Origin of the sequence: Streptomyces sp. NPDC013187, assembly GCF_042899705.1 — a bacterium.
GTDB lineage: Bacteria > Actinomycetota > Actinomycetes > Streptomycetales > Streptomycetaceae > Streptomyces > Streptomyces hawaiiensis_A.
In genome coordinates this window covers 127,104-144,055 of the sequence record NZ_JBIBAF010000007.1, presented here as the reverse complement: position 1 = coordinate 144,055, position 16,952 = coordinate 127,104, and the positions used below count along the sequence as shown (strand labels likewise).

Annotated in this window: 18 protein-coding genes; 7 read left to right on the top strand and 11 right to left on the bottom strand. The window is 73.1% G+C overall.

Annotated features, from left to right (window positions below; translation table 11 throughout):
• The first annotated feature begins 199 nt into the window (after nt 1–199).
• Genes ACFY5B_RS16310 through ACFY5B_RS16285 form a run of 6 tightly spaced genes read left to right on the top strand, consistent with a single transcriptional unit; the run spans nt 200 to nt 7,096 of the window.
• The gene (locus tag ACFY5B_RS16310; RefSeq protein WP_389969430.1) at nt 200–1,222 is read left to right on the top strand and encodes an ADP-ribosylglycohydrolase family protein; all 1,023 of its coding nucleotides are present in this window, start codon (nt 200–202) and stop codon (nt 1,220–1,222) included.
• Nucleotides 1,219–2,562, top strand: a complete 1,344-nt coding sequence (locus ACFY5B_RS16305) for an ADP-ribosylglycohydrolase family protein (RefSeq protein ID WP_389969428.1) — start codon at nt 1,219–1,221, stop codon at nt 2,560–2,562. Before ACFY5B_RS16310 ends, ACFY5B_RS16305 begins: the two co-directional genes overlap by 4 nt.
• Before the next feature lie 7 nt (nt 2,563–2,569).
• Nucleotides 2,570–3,739: an ADP-ribosylglycohydrolase family protein gene (locus ACFY5B_RS16300; RefSeq protein ID WP_389969426.1), complete on the top strand. Its 1,170-nt coding sequence runs from the start codon at nt 2,570–2,572 to the stop codon at nt 3,737–3,739.
• Nucleotides 3,727–5,088 carry an ADP-ribosylglycohydrolase family protein gene (locus tag ACFY5B_RS16295; protein WP_389969424.1) on the top strand — a complete coding sequence of 454 codons (1,362 nt, stop codon included), beginning with the start codon at nt 3,727–3,729 and terminating at the stop codon, nt 5,086–5,088. Before ACFY5B_RS16300 ends, ACFY5B_RS16295 begins: the two co-directional genes overlap by 13 nt.
• Nucleotides 5,085–6,284 carry a CaiB/BaiF CoA transferase family protein gene (locus tag ACFY5B_RS16290; RefSeq protein ID WP_389969422.1) on the top strand — a complete coding sequence of 400 codons (1,200 nt, stop codon included), beginning with the start codon at nt 5,085–5,087 and terminating at the stop codon, nt 6,282–6,284. The genes ACFY5B_RS16295 and ACFY5B_RS16290 overlap by 4 nt, the downstream gene beginning before the upstream one ends.
• Nucleotides 6,281–7,096 carry an HpcH/HpaI aldolase/citrate lyase family protein gene (locus ACFY5B_RS16285; protein ID WP_389969420.1) on the top strand — a complete coding sequence of 272 codons (816 nt, stop codon included), beginning with the start codon at nt 6,281–6,283 and terminating at the stop codon, nt 7,094–7,096. The genes ACFY5B_RS16290 and ACFY5B_RS16285 overlap by 4 nt, the downstream gene beginning before the upstream one ends.
• 213 nt (nt 7,097–7,309) lie before the next feature.
• On the opposite strand, the gene lgt is transcribed toward ACFY5B_RS16285, so the two are convergent.
• From lgt to hisI, 11 genes are all read right to left on the bottom strand, one after another.
• On the bottom strand, nt 7,310–8,278 hold the full coding sequence (lgt, locus tag ACFY5B_RS16280; RefSeq protein ID WP_389969418.1) for a prolipoprotein diacylglyceryl transferase: 969 nt from the start codon (nt 8,276–8,278) through the stop codon (nt 7,310–7,312).
• Nucleotides 8,279–8,362: 84 nt separating this feature from the next.
• Entirely contained in the window at nt 8,363–9,139 is a 777-nt protein-coding gene (locus ACFY5B_RS16275; RefSeq protein WP_389969416.1) for a DsbA family protein, read from the bottom strand.
• Nucleotides 9,140–9,225: 86 nt separating this feature from the next.
• On the bottom strand, nt 9,226–10,047 hold the full coding sequence (gene trpA, locus ACFY5B_RS16270) for a tryptophan synthase subunit alpha (RefSeq protein WP_389969414.1): 822 nt from the start codon (nt 10,045–10,047) through the stop codon (nt 9,226–9,228).
• Between the two features lie 11 nt (nt 10,048–10,058).
• Nucleotides 10,059–11,342 carry a tryptophan synthase subunit beta gene (gene trpB / locus ACFY5B_RS16265; protein ID WP_389969412.1) on the bottom strand — a complete coding sequence of 428 codons (1,284 nt, stop codon included), beginning with the start codon at nt 11,340–11,342 and terminating at the stop codon, nt 10,059–10,061.
• A gap of 59 nt (nt 11,343–11,401) precedes the next feature.
• Nucleotides 11,402–11,620 (bottom strand): tryptophan biosynthesis modulator TrpM, encoded by a 219-nt coding sequence (gene trpM / locus ACFY5B_RS16260; RefSeq protein WP_389969410.1) that lies wholly within the window; start codon nt 11,618–11,620, stop codon nt 11,402–11,404.
• Nucleotides 11,621–11,640: 20 nt separating this feature from the next.
• Nucleotides 11,641–12,450, bottom strand: a complete 810-nt coding sequence (gene trpC / locus ACFY5B_RS16255) for an indole-3-glycerol phosphate synthase TrpC (RefSeq protein ID WP_104779391.1) — start codon at nt 12,448–12,450, stop codon at nt 11,641–11,643.
• 187 nt (nt 12,451–12,637) lie between these two features.
• Entirely contained in the window at nt 12,638–13,072 is a 435-nt protein-coding gene (locus tag ACFY5B_RS16250) for a DUF2752 domain-containing protein (protein ID WP_389969409.1), read from the bottom strand.
• An 81-nt stretch (nt 13,073–13,153) separates the two neighbouring features.
• Nucleotides 13,154–13,405: an HGxxPAAW family protein gene (locus ACFY5B_RS16245; RefSeq protein WP_344457028.1), complete on the bottom strand. Its 252-nt coding sequence runs from the start codon at nt 13,403–13,405 to the stop codon at nt 13,154–13,156.
• A gap of 110 nt (nt 13,406–13,515) precedes the next feature.
• Nucleotides 13,516–14,157 (bottom strand): TIGR02234 family membrane protein, encoded by a 642-nt coding sequence (locus ACFY5B_RS16240; RefSeq protein ID WP_389969406.1) that lies wholly within the window; start codon nt 14,155–14,157, stop codon nt 13,516–13,518.
• Between the two features lie 72 nt (nt 14,158–14,229).
• Complete coding sequence (locus ACFY5B_RS16235) at nt 14,230–15,711, bottom strand: anthranilate synthase component I (RefSeq protein WP_389969404.1); 1,482 nt, start codon at nt 15,709–15,711, stop codon at nt 14,230–14,232.
• Nucleotides 15,712–15,722: 11 nt separating this feature from the next.
• Nucleotides 15,723–16,109, bottom strand: coding sequence for a phosphoribosyl-AMP cyclohydrolase (hisI, locus tag ACFY5B_RS16230; RefSeq protein WP_389969402.1), 387 nt, complete (start codon nt 16,107–16,109; stop codon nt 15,723–15,725).
• Nucleotides 16,110–16,193: 84 nt separating this feature from the next.
• Between hisI and ACFY5B_RS16225 the strand changes: the two genes are divergently transcribed.
• The gene (locus tag ACFY5B_RS16225) at nt 16,194–16,829 is read left to right on the top strand and encodes a TIGR03085 family metal-binding protein (RefSeq protein WP_389969400.1); all 636 of its coding nucleotides are present in this window, start codon (nt 16,194–16,196) and stop codon (nt 16,827–16,829) included.
• The last annotated feature ends 123 nt before the right edge of the window (nt 16,830–16,952 follow it).

Below are 16,952 nucleotides of genomic sequence, written 5' to 3'. Positions count from 1 at the left end.
CCGTTCTTTGGACACGTTCCAGAGTTTTACAACGCCAAAACTACGCCCCGAATTCCGCCCTCGCCAGCAAGGAAAGGCTGGGCTAACCTGCGGGTTTACCCTTTTCCGCTCACCTGATCATCACCGCGCGCAGATGTCGACCGGGTGATGCTGGGGCTCGTGAGGCTCGGCGGAGTCGCCGGAGTGGGACACATCCCCCATGGCATCGATCGGGCTCCGGGCACGGGCACGGGGCGCACTGCTGGGCCTGGCCGTCGGTGACGCGCTCGGGGCCCCGGCCGAGAACATGAAGCCCTCCGAGATCCGCGCCCGGTGGGGCCGGATCACCGGGTACGTCGCCGAGAACCCGGCGGGCACGGACGACACCGAGTACGCGATCTTCTCCGGCCTGCTGCTGGCCCGGCACGGCTCGGCGCTCACACCGGGCCACGTGGAAGCGGCCTGGCACGAGTGGATCGCCGACCGCGAGGAGGGCCCCTTCCGGGGCGCCGGGTTCAGTGAACGCGGCACCCTGGAGAACCTCCGCCGGGGCCTGGCCGCCCCGATCTCCGCCCAGCACCGGCATGCCTGGAGCGACGGCCTGGCCATGCGCGCGGCCCCCTTCGGGGTGTTCGCGGCGGGCCGCCCGGCGGAGGCGGCCCGGCTGGTCGCGATCGACGGTTCGGTGAGCCATGACGGTGAGGGCATCCACGGCGGCCGGGCGGTCGCCGCGGGGGTCGCGGCGGCGATGGCGGGCGCTCCGTCGGACGCGGTGGTGGCAGCGGCCCTCGCGGTCGTCCCCGACGACTCCTGGACGGCCCGGAGCCTGCGCCGCGCGGTGGCCGTCGCTCACCGCGGCGAACGCGCGGTCCGCTCCGCGGTCGTCATCGGCGGCTACCCCTGGACCGACCTGGCCCCCGAGGCGGTCGCCCTCGCGTTCGGCGCGTACGCGGCGGCCGACGGCGACTTCGAGCAGTCCGTCCTGACCGCGGTGAACATGGGCCGCGACGCGGACACGACGGCGGCGGTGGCGGGGGCGCTGGCTGGTGCGACCCGTGGTGTGTCGGCGATCCCGCAGGCCTGGGCGACCCCCATCGGCCCGGTCCACGGCAGATGCCTCCCGGCGATGGCCGGCTACCACGTCCTGGACGTGGCGGACCTGCTGACACCGGCGCCCCGCGGCACAGAGCCGGAACCGACGGCATTCGTCCTGGCGGGCGACGGAACGGAGGCCCCCTCATGACGACACACGAGGAGACGACACCCGAAGCGACGACACACGAGGAGACGGCACCCGGCGCGACGGCACACCAAGTGACGGCACCCGGCGCGACGGCACACGACGTGACGACACACGAAGTGTCGGCACCCGGCGCGACGGCACACGAACCCGCGGCCGCCGACGGCGAGGACGCCCCACGGGAGACCAGGTCCCCTCGGGCGACGGTTACGGGCGGTGCGCGGGCGGGAGACAAAAAGGCCGAAGGCCTCCTGCTCGGCCTCGCGGCCGGCGACGCCGCCGGCTGGCCCGCGGCCCGGCACAGAGCCGCCCGCATGCCCGACTGGACCCGCCGCCTCACCCGCGAACTGGACACCTTCGCCGAACACAACGCCACCACCACCCTCCCCGTCCCCATCGCCCTGAACCAGCCCCCCGAGCCCCTCCGCCTCGGCCCCTCCGACGACGCCGAATGGGCGGCCTTCGCCGCGGAAGCCCTCCTGCGCGCAGGCGACGACACCGTCCTGAACGACCTCAGCCGCGAACGCCGCACCCGAGCCGCCATCGACCTCACCTGGAACACCCTCGCCGCCGAGGTCGCCGCCGCGGCGGACCGCGCCCCCGAGATCGAGTCCGCCGTCCTCCCCCTGCGCGCCCGCATCTCCGTCCGCGCCGGCCTCGGCAACCTCGCCACCGGCCTGCGCCCGCCCGCCACCGGCCACGACAACCCGCACTACTTCGACGACGCCGCCTGCGTACGCGCCTGCGTCCTGGCCGTGGCCCACCCCGGCGACCCCCGAAGCGCCGCCGACCTCGCGGAATTCGACGCCCGCTACACCCAGGACGGCGACGGCGTCCACGGCGCCCGGGCGATGGCGGCCGCACTCGCCCTCGCCCTGGCCGGCGGGGACGTCGACGCCTGCGTCACCGCGGCCCTCGGCGAACTCCCCGAGGAGACGGAGATCGGCCGCAACGCCCGGCACGCCCTGAGGCTCGCCGCCGCCGCGGACAGCGCCTTCGCCCTGGTCCCCTCCCTGGAGCACCAGATCGTCGACCACGTCTACAGCTACGGCATCGCCGCCGCCGAGACCGTCCCGGTCGCCCTCGCCCTGGCCACCGCCGCCCGCGGCCGCATCGCGGAGGCGATCCCCGCGGCCGCCTGTCTGTCCCGCGTCGCCGACTCCGCCCCGGCCCTGGCGGGCGCCCTCACCGGCGCCCTGGGCGGCGCCGCGTCGATCCCCGAGTCCTGGCGGGAGACCTGCCGCACCCTCTCCGGCTGCGTCCTGCCCCGCCTCACCGGCACGGACCTCGTGGAACTCGCCGAACTCCTGGAAGCCGTACAACCGGCCCGCCCGGGTGGATGATGCGGCCATGCAGCCCAAAACCCATCAAAACGCCCCACTGGGCGAGCGCATCACCGGAGCCCTGGTCGGGGCGGCGGTCGGCGACGCTCTCGGCGGTCCCGTCGAGGGCTACTCGCCCGAGCAGATCCTCGAACGCCACGGCGGCCGCGTCCACGGCGTCGTCGGCCCCTGGCACGGCGACGACTGGCCCACCGCCCGCCCCCTCGCCCCGTACCACAAGGGCGACGGCCACGTCACCGACGACACGTTGATGACCCACGCCCTGGTCCGCGTCTACGCCCGGGTCCGCGACCACCTCGACGCCTACGCGATCGCCGACCACCTGGTCCCGGACCTGATGACCGAGCCCCGCTGGATCCCGGAACTGGAGACGGAGGCACTCCCCCTCCAGCGGATCTTCCTGGCGGAGAAGTGGCTGGTGACGAGGATCCACTACGGTCATGCCGACCCGCGCGAGGCCGGCACCGGCAACATCGTCAACTGCGGGGCGGCGATGTACATGGCCCCCGTCGGACTGGTCAACGCGGCCGACCCGCGTGCGGCCTACGCCGAGGCCCTCGACATCGCCGGCGCCCACCAGTCGTCGTACGGCCGTGAGGCGGCCGGCGTCCTGGCCGCGGCCGTGGCGGCGGCGTGCACGCCCGGCGCGACCCCGGACTCGGTCGTCGCCTCGTGTCTCTCCCTCGCGAAGGACGGCACCCGGGCCGCGATCGAGCGGGTCTGCGAGGAGGCCTCCCGCCACACGGACTTCGAGTCGGCACTGCGGCCGTTGCGCGAGGCGGTCGCCCCCTACGACACGGTGGGTCCCGACTACCGCTCCCCCTCGCTCGGCGCCCGCCGCCCGTCCCGCCTGCACGCGATCGAGGAACTGCCCATCGCACTGGGCATGGTGCTGGTGGCACGAGGCGACTACCGCCACGCGGTCCTCGGCGCGGTGAACTACGGCCGCGACTGCGACTCGATCGCCACGATGGCGGGCGCCCTGGCGGGTGCCCTGGCCTCACCGGTCCCGGAGGACTGGGCCAAGACGGTCGCGCAGGCGAGCCGACTGGACCTCTGGGAACCGGCGGCCACCCTCACGGCCGTGACCCGCGAGATCTTCAACCGGGACGTGTCCCGCCGCCGTGCCCACGAGCAGGCCTTCGCGTCCCTCGGAGGCCGCGAATGCTCCGACTGACCTGGGTCCAGCCGGAGGACCTGATCGGCCACGAACTCCGTCAGGCGGCGCTGGACGGACGCGAGCCGAGGGCGATCGCGGCCCGCTGGCGCGCGGCGGGCGGCCAGGACGCCCCGGCCACCGCGGGCGCGTCGCCCACCCCCGCCTCCCGCTACCTGCGCCGGCTGGCCGCAGACCTCCTGGACGAACTGGCGGACCTTCCCAGCCATTTGTCCGACGACGAACCCACGGACCTGGAGAGGATCAGGTCCGCATGCCCCGACTGGCCCGAGCCGCTGGGCACCCCGGCCACCACCCCGCACCACCTGGAAGCCGCCTGGCTCGGCCGCGCCGCCGGATGCCTCCTGGGCAAGCCGGTCGAGAAGCTCCCCCTCGACGCCATCCGCCGACTCGCCCGCTCCACCGGCAACTGGCCCCTCAGCACCTACTTCACCGCCCGGGGCGTCCCGGCGGAACTCCTCGAACGGCATCCCTGGAACCGCCGCTCGGCAGCCACCTCCCTCGCCGAGAACATCGACGGCATGCCCGAGGACGACGACCTCGACTACCCCGTGCTCAATCTCGTCCTGCTCCAGCGGCACGGCAGGGCCTTCACCACCACGGACGTCGCCCGGACCTGGCTCGACGAACTCCCCGCCGGCCGCACGTTCACCGCGGAACGCGTCGCCTACCGCAACCTCCTGACCGGCGTGGAGCCCCCGCACACCGCCCGCCACCGCAACCCGTTCCGCGAATGGATCGGCGCCCTGATCCGCGCCGACGTCCACGGCTGGACCAACCCCGGCGACCCGGCCGCGGCGGCCGAGCAGGCCCATCGGGACGCCACCCTCACGCACACCGCCAACGGCGTCTACGCCGCGATGTTCACAGCGGCCGTCATCGCGACGGCCGCGACCGGCGACCACGACGTCCACACCTGTGTGCGCACCGGCCTCACCGTCGTCCCGCCACGCTCCCGCCTCGCCCGGGCCGTCCGCGAAGCCGTCCGGCTCGCCCACGAACACGAGGACTTCGACACCGTCGTCGACGCACTCCACGCCGCCCACGCCGCGACGCACCACTGGGTGCACGCCGTCCCCAACACCGCCCTGATCGCCGCCGCGCTCACCCACGCGCACGGCGACTTCACCGGCTCCGTCTGCCGCGCCGTCGGCGGCGGCTGGGACACCGACTCCAACGGCGCCACCGCCGGCTCCGTCGCCGGACTGCTGGCCGGGCACCCCGCGGCGCTCCCCGACCGCTGGACGGCGCCCCTGAAGAACCGGCTGGCCACGTCCATCGGCGACCTCAACGGCATCGGCTTCGACACCCTCGCCCACCTCACGCACCGGGAGACCCGCCGCCCATGACCGCGCCCACGACCGCGCCCCTCACCGGCCTCCGCGTCCTCGACCTCGCCACCCTCTTCGCCGGCCCGATGGCCGCCACCCTGCTCGGCGACTTCGGCGCCGACGTCGTCAAGATCGAGCACCCGAGGAAGCCGGACCCCTCCCGCGGCCACGGCCCGTCGAAGGACGGCGTGGGTCTGTGGTGGAAGATGCTCGGCCGCAACAAGCGGACCATGACCCTCGACCTGTCCAAGCCCGGCGGCCGCGCCACCCTCCTGCGCCTGGCCGAGACCGCCGACGTGGTCATCGAGAACTTCCGTCCCGGCACCCTGGAGAAGTGGGACCTGGGCTGGCCGGAGCTGTCCGCCGTCAACCCCCGCCTGGTCCTGGCCCGCGTCACCGGCTTCGGCCAGTTCGGCCCCTACGCCCACCGCCCCGGCTTCGGCACCCTCGCCGAGGCGATGAGCGGCTTCGCCGCGATCACCGGCGAACCGGACGCGCCCCCGACCCTGCCTCCGTTCGGTCTGGCCGACTCCATCGCGGGCCTGACGACGGCGTACGCGGTGATGACCGCGCTCGCCGCCCGCGAGCGCACCGGCGAGGGCCAGGTCGTCGACATGGCCCTGATCGAACCGATCCTGGCCGCCCTCGGCCCCCAGCCCCTCTGGTACGACCAGCTCGGCCACGTCCAGCCCCGCACCGGCAACCGCTCCCCCAACAACGCCCCGCGCGGCGTCTACCGCACCGCGGACGGCACCTGGGTCGCCGTCTCCACCTCCGCCCAGTCGGTCGCGGAACGCGTGATGCGCCTGGTCGGCCGCCCGGAACTGATCGACGAGCCCTGGTTCGCCTCGGGCGCCGAGCGCGCCCGGCACGCGGACGTCCTGGACGAGGCGGTCGGCGGCTGGATCGCCGCGCGCACCCGCACCGACGTCCTGGCCGCCTTCGAGAAGGCCGAGGCGGCGGTCGCCCCGGTCCAGGACGTCCGGGACGTGATGGCGGACCCGCAGTACCAGGCCCTGGGCACCATCACCACCGTCGACGACCCCGAACTCGGCCCGCTGCGCATGCAGAACGTCCTCTTCCGGCTCTCCGCCACGCCTGGCGCGATCCGCTGGGCCGGCCGCCCGCACGGCGCCGACACCGAGGAGGTCCTCACCGAACTGGGCCTGACCCCGGACGACCTCACGGCACTGCGCGCGCAGGGCGCCCTGTGACGGCGTACCCGCTCACCTGGCTCTACGCCCCCGGCGACCGCCCCCACGTGGTGGCGAAGGCCCTCACCAGCGGCGCCGACGTCGTCGTGGTCGATCTGGAGGACGCGGTCCCCCCGGACCGCAAGGCCTACGCCCGCGCCGCCACCGCCGAGCTGCTCGAAGCCCCGCCTGCCGTTCCGGTCCACGTACGCGTCAACGCCCTGAACGGCCCCTGGGGCGGGCAGGACATCGCCGCCCTGGTGGAAGCGCCGGGCCTGTCCGGGCTGCGACTGCCCAAGGTGGCCTCGGCCGCCGAGATCGTCCAGGTGGCCCGCCGCACGGCCCGGACCGACCTGTACGCGCTTCTGGAGACGGCCCTCGGTGTGGAGCAGGCCTACGCCGTCGCGACCGCCCACCCCCGTCTGCGGGGCATCTCGCTCGGGGAGGCCGACCTCTGTGCCGACCTCGGAGTCCGCTGCGACGCGGGCCTGGACTGGTCCCGCTCCCGGGTCGTCGTGGCCGCCCGCGCGGCGGGCCTGCCGCCACCGGCCCAGTCGGTCCACCCGGACATCCATGACCAGGAGGGCCTGGCCGCGTCCTGCGCGCACGGCCGCGCCCTGGGTTTTCTGGGCCGGGCCGCGATCCACCCCCGCCAGCTGCCGGTGATCGAACGGGCCTATCTGCCCGATGAGAAGGAGATCGAGGAGGCGGAAACGGTCCTCAAGGCGGCCGCCGCCGAGCAGGGCGCCCAGGCCCTGCCGGACGGCCGCTTCATCGACGCGGCGATGGTCACGGCGGCCCGACGGACCCTGTCCCTGACCCGACCCGGCTGACGCACCGAAGGCCACGGCCCGACACAACCAGTCCGTGGCCCGCCGCCACTCACGCACCGAAGGCCACGGCCCGACACAACCAGTCCGTGGCCCGCCGCCACTTACGCACCGAGGGCCACGGCCCGACCCGCCCACCGCCCACCGGCGCTGACGTGCCGAGGGCGCCCGGGGGAGAGTCCCGGGCGCCCTCGGCGCGTCACACGCGGTGGACCGTCAGGTCTTCTTCCCCGACCCGGCCTCGTTCCTGGCGCCGTCCGCCTCGGCCTCGTCCGCGGGCTCGTCGTCCTCACCGGCGCCCTCGGCCCGGTCGGCCTTGTCCGCCGCATCGGCCGACTCGGCGCTGCCGGTCTCGCCGCCGGAGGCATCCGCACCCGGCTCCACGACGTCCTCCCGTCCGGGCCGCTTCTTCGACGACAGCACCAGGTACGTCACCGCGAGCAGGAACACGAGGATCGCGGTCCAGACGTTCAGCCGGACACCCAGGATGTGGTGGGCGTCGTCGACGCGCATGTACTCGATCCATCCACGCCCCGCGCAGTACGCGGCGACGTAGAGCGCGAACGCCCGGCCGTGTCCGAGCCGGAAGCGGCGGTCGGCCCAGATGACCAGGAGGGCCACTCCGATGCACCACAGCGACTCGTACAGGAACGTCGGGTGGTAGGTGCCCGGCACCCGCCCGTCCGACGAGGAGGTGATCTCCAGGGCCCAGGGCAGATCGGTGGGCTTGCCGTACAGCTCCTGGTTGAACCAGTTGCCCCAGCGGCCGATCGCCTGGGCGAAGGCGATGCCCGGCGCGACGGCGTCGGCGTAGGCCGGCATCGGGATGCCGCGGCGACGGCAGCCGATCCACGCGCCCAGCGCGCCCAGCGCGATCGCGCCCCAGATGCCGAGGCCGCCCTCCCAGATCTTGAAGGCGTCCACCCAGTCACGGCCCTCGCTGAAGTACAGCTCGTAGTCCGTGATCACGTGGTAGAGGCGGCCGCCGACCAGGCCGAACGGCACGGCCCAGACCGCGATGTCGGCCACCGTGCCGGCCCGCCCGCCCCGGGCGATCCAGCGCTTGTTGCCGAGCCAGACCGCGACGAAGACGCCGATGATGATGCAGAACGCGTAGCCGCGCAGCGGAATGGGGCCGAGGTACAGCACCCCGCGTGACGGGCTGGGAATGAAGGCAAGTTCCATGGCAAGGTCGACGCTACCGTGCCGCACCGGGCCCGCGGCGGGCAGCCCGGCTACGGGTCCATAACAGGGGCGTGAGAATGACCCTTACTCCTTGTTCGCCTCCTGCACCATCTGCTTGAGCTTGGCCGGGGTCATCGTCCGGTCCTGGTAGATGTTCTCGCCGTCGAACAGCACGGTCGGGGTGCCCGAGAAGCCGCCCTTGTTGAACGCCTGATGGGACTTGGCGACCCAGCCGTTGTGCGTGCCCTTCTCGACGCAGGAGCGGAAGGCCGGGGTGTCCAGACCGTCGACCTTGCCGGCCAGCTCGATCAGCTTGGCGTTGTCCGCGTAGGCGTCGTCGACCTCCGAGGGCTGGTTGTCGAAGAGCACGTCGTGGTACGCGGGGAACTTCCCGGCGTCCTGGGCGCAGGCCGCCGCGTTGGCGGCGTTGCGGGAGCCGGTGCCGCGCATGTTGCCGTCGATCAGGGTGACCAGGTGGTACTCGACCTTCAGTTGGCCGGCGTTCGTCAGCTCGTGGATCACCGGCCGGTACGCCGTCTCGAAGGACTTGCACGCGGGGCAGCGGAAGTCCTCCCACACCGTGAGCGTGGACTTGGCGCTGTCCTTGCCGACCGGGAGGGCGAGGCTGTCCTTGCCCTTGGCCCCGGAGGGCGCCACGACGGGGCCCGAGGCCTCGCTGCCGTCGTCCTTGCCGGCGTTGGCCGCGACGACGCCGATCACCGCCGCGAGTCCCAGGACGCCGACGACGGCCCCGCCCACGATCAGCGCGCGCCGGCGCTTTTCCGCGGACTTCTGCTTCTCGCGCTCGACCGCCAGCTTCTCCCGGGCGGTGCGCTTTCCCTCATGGTTCTTCTCGCTCACACCCCGGAAACGAACCGGGGAGGCGCACCGCGCCTCCCCGGCCCCAGGTCCACCCGTACGAGGGACCTGTATGACTTCCCGGTTTCTTACGCCTGTCGGCGCACGCCCTTGGCGAGGTCGCCCGCGAGCGCGCGCACCGCTTCCAGACCGGCCGCGTCGTCCGGGGCGTCCAGCATCGCCTTGACGAAGGCCGAGCCGACGATCACGCCGTCGGCGAAGCCGGCGACCTCGGCCGCCTGGGTGGCGTTGGAGACGCCGAGCCCGACGCAGACGGGCAGGTCGGAGCGTGTGGCCCGGGTGCGTTCCACCAGGCCCTGGGCCTGCGAGCTGACGGTGGCGCGGGTGCCGGTGACGCCCATGAGGGAAGCGGCGTAGACGAAGCCGCTGCCCGCCGCGGTGATCTGCGCGAGCCGCTCGTCCTTGCTGCTGGGCGCGACGACGAAGACGGTGGCCAGACCGTGCTTCTCCGCGTGCTCCCGCCACAGCGCCGACTCCTGCACGGGCAGGTCGGGCAGGATGCACCCGGCGCCGCCCGCTTCGGCCAGCTCGGCGGTGAACCGCTCGACGCCGTAGCGGTCGATGGGGTTCCAGTACGTCATGACGAGGATCGGCTTGCCGGTGGCGGCGTGGGCCTCGCGGACCGTTCGCATCACGTCGGCGATCTTCACGCCGCCGCGCAGGGCGATGTCGTCGGCGGTCTGGATGACCGGGCCGTCAAGGACGGGGTCGCTGTGCGGCAGGCCCACCTCGACGACGTCGGCGCCGCCGTCGATGACGGCCTTGATCGCCTCGATGCCGCCGTCCACGGTCGGGAACCCGGCCGGGAGGTAGGCGATGAGGGCGGAGCGCCCTTCGGACTTGGCCGCGGCGAGGGTGTCGCTCAACAGCTGGGCTTTCTGACTGTTCAAAGCAGCGCCGCTCACTTGGCGTCCCCCTCGATCTCGGCCGTGCCGGAGGCGTCCTCGGCGACCTCGGCGTCGGTGTCGTACAGGCCGAAGTAACGGGCGGCGGTGTCCATGTCCTTGTCGCCGCGGCCGGACAGGTTGACCACGATCAGCCCGTCCTTGCCCAGTTCCTTGCCGACCTCCAGGGCGCCGGCCAGGGCATGGGCGCTCTCGATGGCCGGAATGATGCCCTCGGTGCGCGACAGCAGGCGCAGGGCCTGCATCGCCGCGTCGTCGGTGACCGCGCGGTACTCGCCGCGGCCGGAGTCCTTCAGGTAGGAGTGCTCCGGACCGATGCCCGGGTAGTCCAGGCCGGCGGAGATCGAGTAGGGCTCGGTGATCTGGCCCTCGTCGTCCTGCAGGACGTAGGAGCGTGAGCCGTGCAGGATGCCGGGCTCGCCCGCGGTGAGGGTCGCGGCGTGCTCGCCGGTCTCGACGCCGTGCCCGGCCGGTTCGCAGCCGATGAGGCGGACGTCGGTGTCCGGGATGAAGGCGTGGAAGAGGCCGATGGCGTTGGAGCCGCCGCCGACGCAGGCGACGGCCGCGTCGGGCAGGCGCCCGGCGCGCTCCAGGAGCTGGCGGCGGGCCTCGACGCCGATGACCCGGTGGAAGTCGCGGACCATCGCCGGGAAGGGGTGCGGTCCGGCGACGGTGCCGAAGAGGTAGTGGGTGTGGTCGACGTTGGCGACCCAGTCGCGGAAGGCCTCGTTGATGGCGTCCTTCAGTGTGCGGCTGCCGGACTTCACGGCGATGACCTCGGCGCCGAGCATGCGCATGCGGGCCACGTTGAGGGCCTGGCGCTGCGTGTCGATCTCGCCCATGTAGACGGTGCAGTCGAGGCCGAAGAGCGCACAGGCGGTGGCCGTGGCCACGCCGTGCTGTCCGGCGCCCGTCTCGGCGATGACCCGGGTCTTGCCCATGCGCTTGGTGAGCAGGGCCTGGCCCAGCACGTTGTTGATCTTGTGGGAGCCGGTGTGGTTCAGGTCCTCGCGCTTGAGGAAGACCCGGGCGCCTCCTGCGTGCTCGGCGAAGCGGGGTACCTCCGTGAGCGCGGAGGGACGGCCGGTGTAGTCGACCAGGAGGTCGTCGAGCTCCTTGGCGAACTCCGGGTCGTGCTTGGCCTTGTCGTACTCGACGGCCACCTCGTCGACGGCTGCGACGAGGGCCTCGGGGATGAACTTGCCGCCGAAGGCCCCGAAGTAGCCCTCGGGGCTGGGGGTTTGACCCTCGGGGTCGGGAATGAAGAACTGGCTGGGCATGCGAATACCTCACGGTGAGTGTGTGTGTTGATCACTGTTCGCCGTGGGGGCGGGGATGGTCAGTCGGCCGCGGGCCCGTCGGGGCTGGTCGCGCGGTTCCCCGCGCCCCTTACGGGGCGCCGCTGCCATCGCATGCCGTTGACCTGGCCCGGCTCGTCACCGATGACGTACCGGACACGGCGGCCGTGGACCCGGCGGGCGGGCGCACGGCAGCCGCGGGGGCGGCAGCCGCGCGCGAGGCGGGCGTACCGGTCCACGGTCGTCAGGGTGAGAGTCATCGGGGCAAGTTTAGCGGTGATCAGCTCCGGCCGTGCCGGAGTGCGGGATGTTCGCCGGCCGCGACGAGGTCCGAGACGGCCGTCCTGGGGTCCTTGCCGGTGACCAGGGACTCGCCGACCAGCACCGCGTCCGCGCCGGCGTTGGCGTAGGCGATGAGGTCGTGCGGGCCGCGTACGCCGGACTCGGCGATCTTGATGATGTGGTCGGGGATCTCCGGCGCCACCCGCTCGAAGGTGCCGCGGTCGACCTCGAGGGTCTTGAGGTTGCGCGCGTTGACGCCGATCACGCGGGCGCCGGCGTCGACCGCTCGCTCGACCTCGTCCTCGTCGTGCACCTCGACGAGCGGCGTGAGCCCGATGGACTCGGCGCGCTCGATGAGGGACTCCAGGGCGGGCTGGTCGAGGGCGGCGACGATCAGCAGCACGACGTCGGCGCCGTAGGCCCGGGCCTCCCACAGCTGGTACGACGTGACGATGAAGTCCTTGCGGAGGACCGGGATGTCGACCCGGGCGCGGACCGCCTCCAGGTCGGCGAGCGAGCCGCCGAAGCGGCGCTCCTCGGTGAGGACGGAGATGACGGCCGCGCCGCCCGCCTCGTAGTCCGCGGCGAGACCGGCCGGGTCGGCGATCGCGGCCAGCGCGCCCTTGGACGGGCTGGAGCGCTTGACCTCGCAGATGACCTTGACACCGTCGCCGCGCAGTGCGGCCACGCCGTCCTTGGCCGCGGGCGCCTTCGCCGCGCGCTCCTTGAGCTCGTCGAGGCTGACGCGCGCCTGCCGCTCCGCGAGGTCGGCACGGACTCCGTCGATGATCTCGTCGAGCACACTCACGCGAGCGGCCCCCTTCCAGACTCTTGACAGTTCCAGCGACCGATCGGCGAGCCGATGGTCACTGCGATGGTATCCGCAGCGGGGCGTAGGCCTCGCATCCGGTTGACGCCGGTCCCTCCCCCACCCTCGAACCAGCTTCGCACGGCTCGGGCGGGAGGTGCCCCCGTACCGGACGTCCGTGGGTTGATCAAGGATGGAGCCAGCCGCCGAAAGGCAGGTTCCGGACGACGGAGAAGACCAGCAGCAGCGCTCCGAGGCTCCACACCAGCCCCGGACGGGGGTCGATCCGCAGCGGGCGCCCGCGGACCGCGTGGACCACCCATACGGTCCACAGCACGGCGAAGCCCAGATAGCCGAGGGTCGCGAGCGCGTTGGCGTGCAGCGCCGTGAGGACGTCCCCGTGGACGAAGGCGTGCGCGCTGCGCAGTCCGCCGCAGCCGGGGCAGTAGAGGCCGGTGTAGCGCAACAGCGGGCACGCGGGGTAGTGGCCGGGTTCGTCGGGGTCCACGGTGCCCACATAGGCGAACGCGGCGGCGACGGCCGCCAGCACCCCGGCGGGGACGGCCAGACGGCTCGGGACGCTCGGCGTCACCCTTCGGCTCTCGGCGTTCACGGTAGGCATTGTGCCCCGCACGCGCGTGAGGGGCGGTCCCGGCACCCGAGTGCCGGCCGCCCCTCACGCGACCGGAGTGTTCCGCGGAGGTCAGCCCTCGGCGCGCGCCGGCTCGCGGTCGCCCGTCATCCGGTGCGGCTGATGCAGGTCCTTGGGCTGGCCCAGGCCCATCATCCGCATGATGCCGCCGACGACACCGCCGAGCAGCACGACCACCATGCCCGCCCAGAAGCCCACCGGCTGGTCCATCACCATGAACGCGCCCGAGACGCAGAAACCGATGAAGGCGATCGTGACACCGGTCCAGGCGGCCGGGGTGTGACCGTGGCTGCTGCCCGCCATTGCTTGCTCCTCGTTGCTGTGTGCGTGTCTGAGCAGGACGCTCGGGCCCATTGTCCCGCACGCGCGCGTGCGGGGTGAGCGGGGGTACTCCCCCGGTCGCCCGTGTGGGCTCAGGCCCCGGTCGGGTCCTCGCCGCGGTCGAGCGCCTTCCACAGGTCCTCGGGCCGGTCGGGGTCGACGGCGGGGGCCTTGCGGCGCGGCTGGGGCGTGCCGGACCGCTCGTAGCGGCCGGACATGCCGGGCCACAGCCGGCCGTACCGCAGGGCGAGCAGCCCGGCCAGCAGGATCAGCACGCCGCCGACGACCGCGACGTACGGCCAGGCGGTGTGGCTGAGGGCGTCGACGGAGGCCGAGGTGTCGCCGGAGGCCTGCGCGGCCTGTTCGTCGAGCGCGGAGCTGTCTGCGGCGCCGAGCAGGGCCGCGGCGATGATGCCGACGCCGGAGAGCGCCAGCAGCGCGGCGACGACCAGGCGGCCGGCGCGGCGGACCGCGAACACGGCGACGAGTGCGGCGAGGCCCACTATGGCGAGGGCCGCGGGAACGCCCGTGACGTCGCTGCCCTTGGCGGTCAGGGGGAAGGCCCCGCCGGCCACCGTCGCGGTGCCCTGCGACCACTCCTGCCGGGTGGCGAGCAGCGCCACGGCAGCGCCGAGCGCGCCGCTCAGCAGCGCGACGGCGAGGCTCAGGCGGCCGGCCCGGGCGGATCCGGGGGCTTCGGAACGGGGATGAGGTACAGCAGTCACGTACCCCACTATCGCTTGAAGGCCGGGCGAACCGTCACCCGGGGGGCATCTCAGGCCTTTCCGAGCCGGTTCGCGCTCGTCTCAGGCCTTCCCGAGCCGGTTCGCCGTGTGGACGGCCCGCAGTACCGCGGCCGCCTTGTTGCGGCACTCGGTGTCCTCGGCGACCGGGTCGGAGTCGGCGACGATGCCCGCCCCGGCCTGGACGTAAGCGGTGCCGTCCCGCAGGAGGGCGGTGCGGATGGCGATGGCGGTGTCGGAGTCGCCGGCGAAGTCGAGGTAGCCGACGCAGCCCCCGTAGAGGCCGCGGCGGGACGGTTCGAGTTCGTCGATGATCTGCATGGCGCGGGGCTTGGGGGCGCCGGAGAGGGTGCCGGCCGGGAAGCAGGCGGTGAGGACATCGAAGGCGGTGCGGCCCGGGGCGACGCGGCCCGTCACGGTCGAGACGATGTGCATGACGTGCGAGTACCGCTCGACGGACATGAAGTCGACGACCTCGACCGAGCCGGGCTCGCAGACCCGCCCCAGGTCGTTGCGGCCGAGGTCGACGAGCATGAGGTGCTCGGCGCGCTCCTTGGGGTCGGCGAGCAGTTCCTCGGCGAGGGCCTGGTCCTCCTGGGGCGTGGCGCCGCGCCAGCGGGTGCCGGCGATGGGGTGGACCATGGCCCGGCCGCCCTCGACCTTGACCAGGGCCTCGGGGGACGAGCCGACGACGTCGAACCCGTCGAAGCGGAAGAGGTACATGTACGGGGACGGGTTGGTGGCCCGCAGGACCCGGTAGACGTCCAGCGCGCTCGCCGTGCACGGGGTCTCGAAGCGCTGGGAGGGGACCACCTGGAAGGCCTCGCCGGCCCGGATGCGCTCCTTGATGTCCTCGACGGCCACCCGGAAGTCGGGGCCGCCCCACAGCGCGGTGTACTCGGGGAGCTCGGAGGGCGGCAGGACGGCCGGGGGCTGGGCGACCGCGCGGGAGAGGTCGGCCTCCATGGCGTCGAGGCGGGCGACGGCGTCGGCGTGGGCCTCGTCGACGCCCGTGTCCAGGTCGTTGTGGTTGATCGCGTTGGCGATCAGCAGGACCGAGCCCTCCCAGTGGTCCATGACGGCCAGGTCGCTGGTGAGGAGCATGGTCAGCTCGGGCAGCTTCAGGTCGTCGCGCTCGCCGGGGCCGATCTTCTCCAGACGGCGGACGATGTCGTAGCCGAGGTAGCCGACCATGCCGCCGGTGAAGGGCGGCATGCCCTCCTGGTGGGGTGTGTGCAGGGTTTCGATGGTGGCGCGCAGGGCGGCGAGGGGGTCGCCTTCGGTGGGGACGCCGACCGGCGGGGCCCCGAGCCAGTGGGCCTGTCCGTCGCGTGCGGTCAGCGTCGCGGCGGAGCGCACGCCGACGAAGGAGTACCGGGACCACGAGCGGCCGTTCTCCGCGGATTCCAGCAGGAAGGTGCCGGGCCGCTCGGCGGCGAGCTTGCGGTACAGCGCGACCGGGGTGTCGCCGTCGGCGAGCAGCTTGCGGGTGACGGGGATGACCCGCCGGTCGGTGGCGAGCTTGCGGAACGTCTCGAGGTCCATGGCCGCTGACCTTACTGATCCCGGGCGGGGCGGTCGGAGCCGCCGTCCTTGAGGAGCACGTCCTCGTCGAAACAGGTCCGGGCTCCGGTGTGGCAGGCGGCGCCGACCTGGTCGACCTTGACGAGCACGGTGTCGGCGTCGCAGTCCAGGGCGACGGACTTCACCCACTGGAAGTGGCCGGAGGTGTCGCCCTTGACCCAGTACTCCCGGCGGCTGCGCGACCAGTACGTGCAGCGGCCGGTGGTCAGGGTGCGGTGCAGCGCCTCGTCGTCCATCCAGCCGAGCATCAGCACCTCTCCGGTGTCGTACTGCTGGGCGATGGCGGGCAGGAGGCCGTCGGGGCTGCGCTTGAGGCGCGCGGCGATCTCCGGGTCCAGGAGGCTGGGCGTGCTGGTCATGCCGACCATTGTGCCGCGCGCCACTGACGTGCCTGGTGGAGTGTCCACTGGGCGGACCCCCGCGCCGGTCGTAGGCTGGCCTCCATGTCGACCCATGCCAAGCGTGAACGACTTCTCCTCGCCGACCTGTTGGAGACCGCGGGCCCGGACGCGCCCACCCTGTGCGAGGGCTGGAGGACCCGGGACCTCGCCGCGCACGTGGTGGTGCGCGAGCGCCGCCCGGACGCCGCCGGCGGGATGCTGATCAAGCAGCTCGCGCCGCGCCTGGACAAGGTGATGGCGGAGTACACCGACAAGCCCTACGAGGAGCTGATCCAGCTGATCCGCACGGGCCCCCCGCGGTTCTCCCCCTTCTCCCTCAAGCCGGTCGACGAGGCGTCGAACATCATCGAGTTCTACGTCCACACCGAGGACGTCCGCCGCGCCCAGCCCGACTGGTCGCCGCGCGATCTCGACCCGGTCTTCCAGGACGCCCTGTGGTCCCGCCTGGAGCGCACCGCCCGCCTGATGGGCCGCGGCATCCCGACGGGCCTGGTCCTGCGCCGCCCCGACGGCCAGACGGCGGTCGCCCACCGCGGCACCCCGGTGGTCACGGTGACCGGCGAGCCGTCCGAACTGGTGCTGTTCTCCTACGGCCGGCAGAGCGCGGCCAAGGTCGATCTGGACGGTGACGAGAACGCGATCGCGAAACTCAACGAGACGAAGCAGCTCGGGATCTGAGCAGCTCGACGTCCGGGCAGCCCTGGAACTGAGCAGCTCGACGTCCGGGCAGCCCTGGAACTGAGCAGCTCGACGTCCGGGCAGCCCTGGAACTGAGCAGCTCGACGTCCGGGCAGCCCTGGA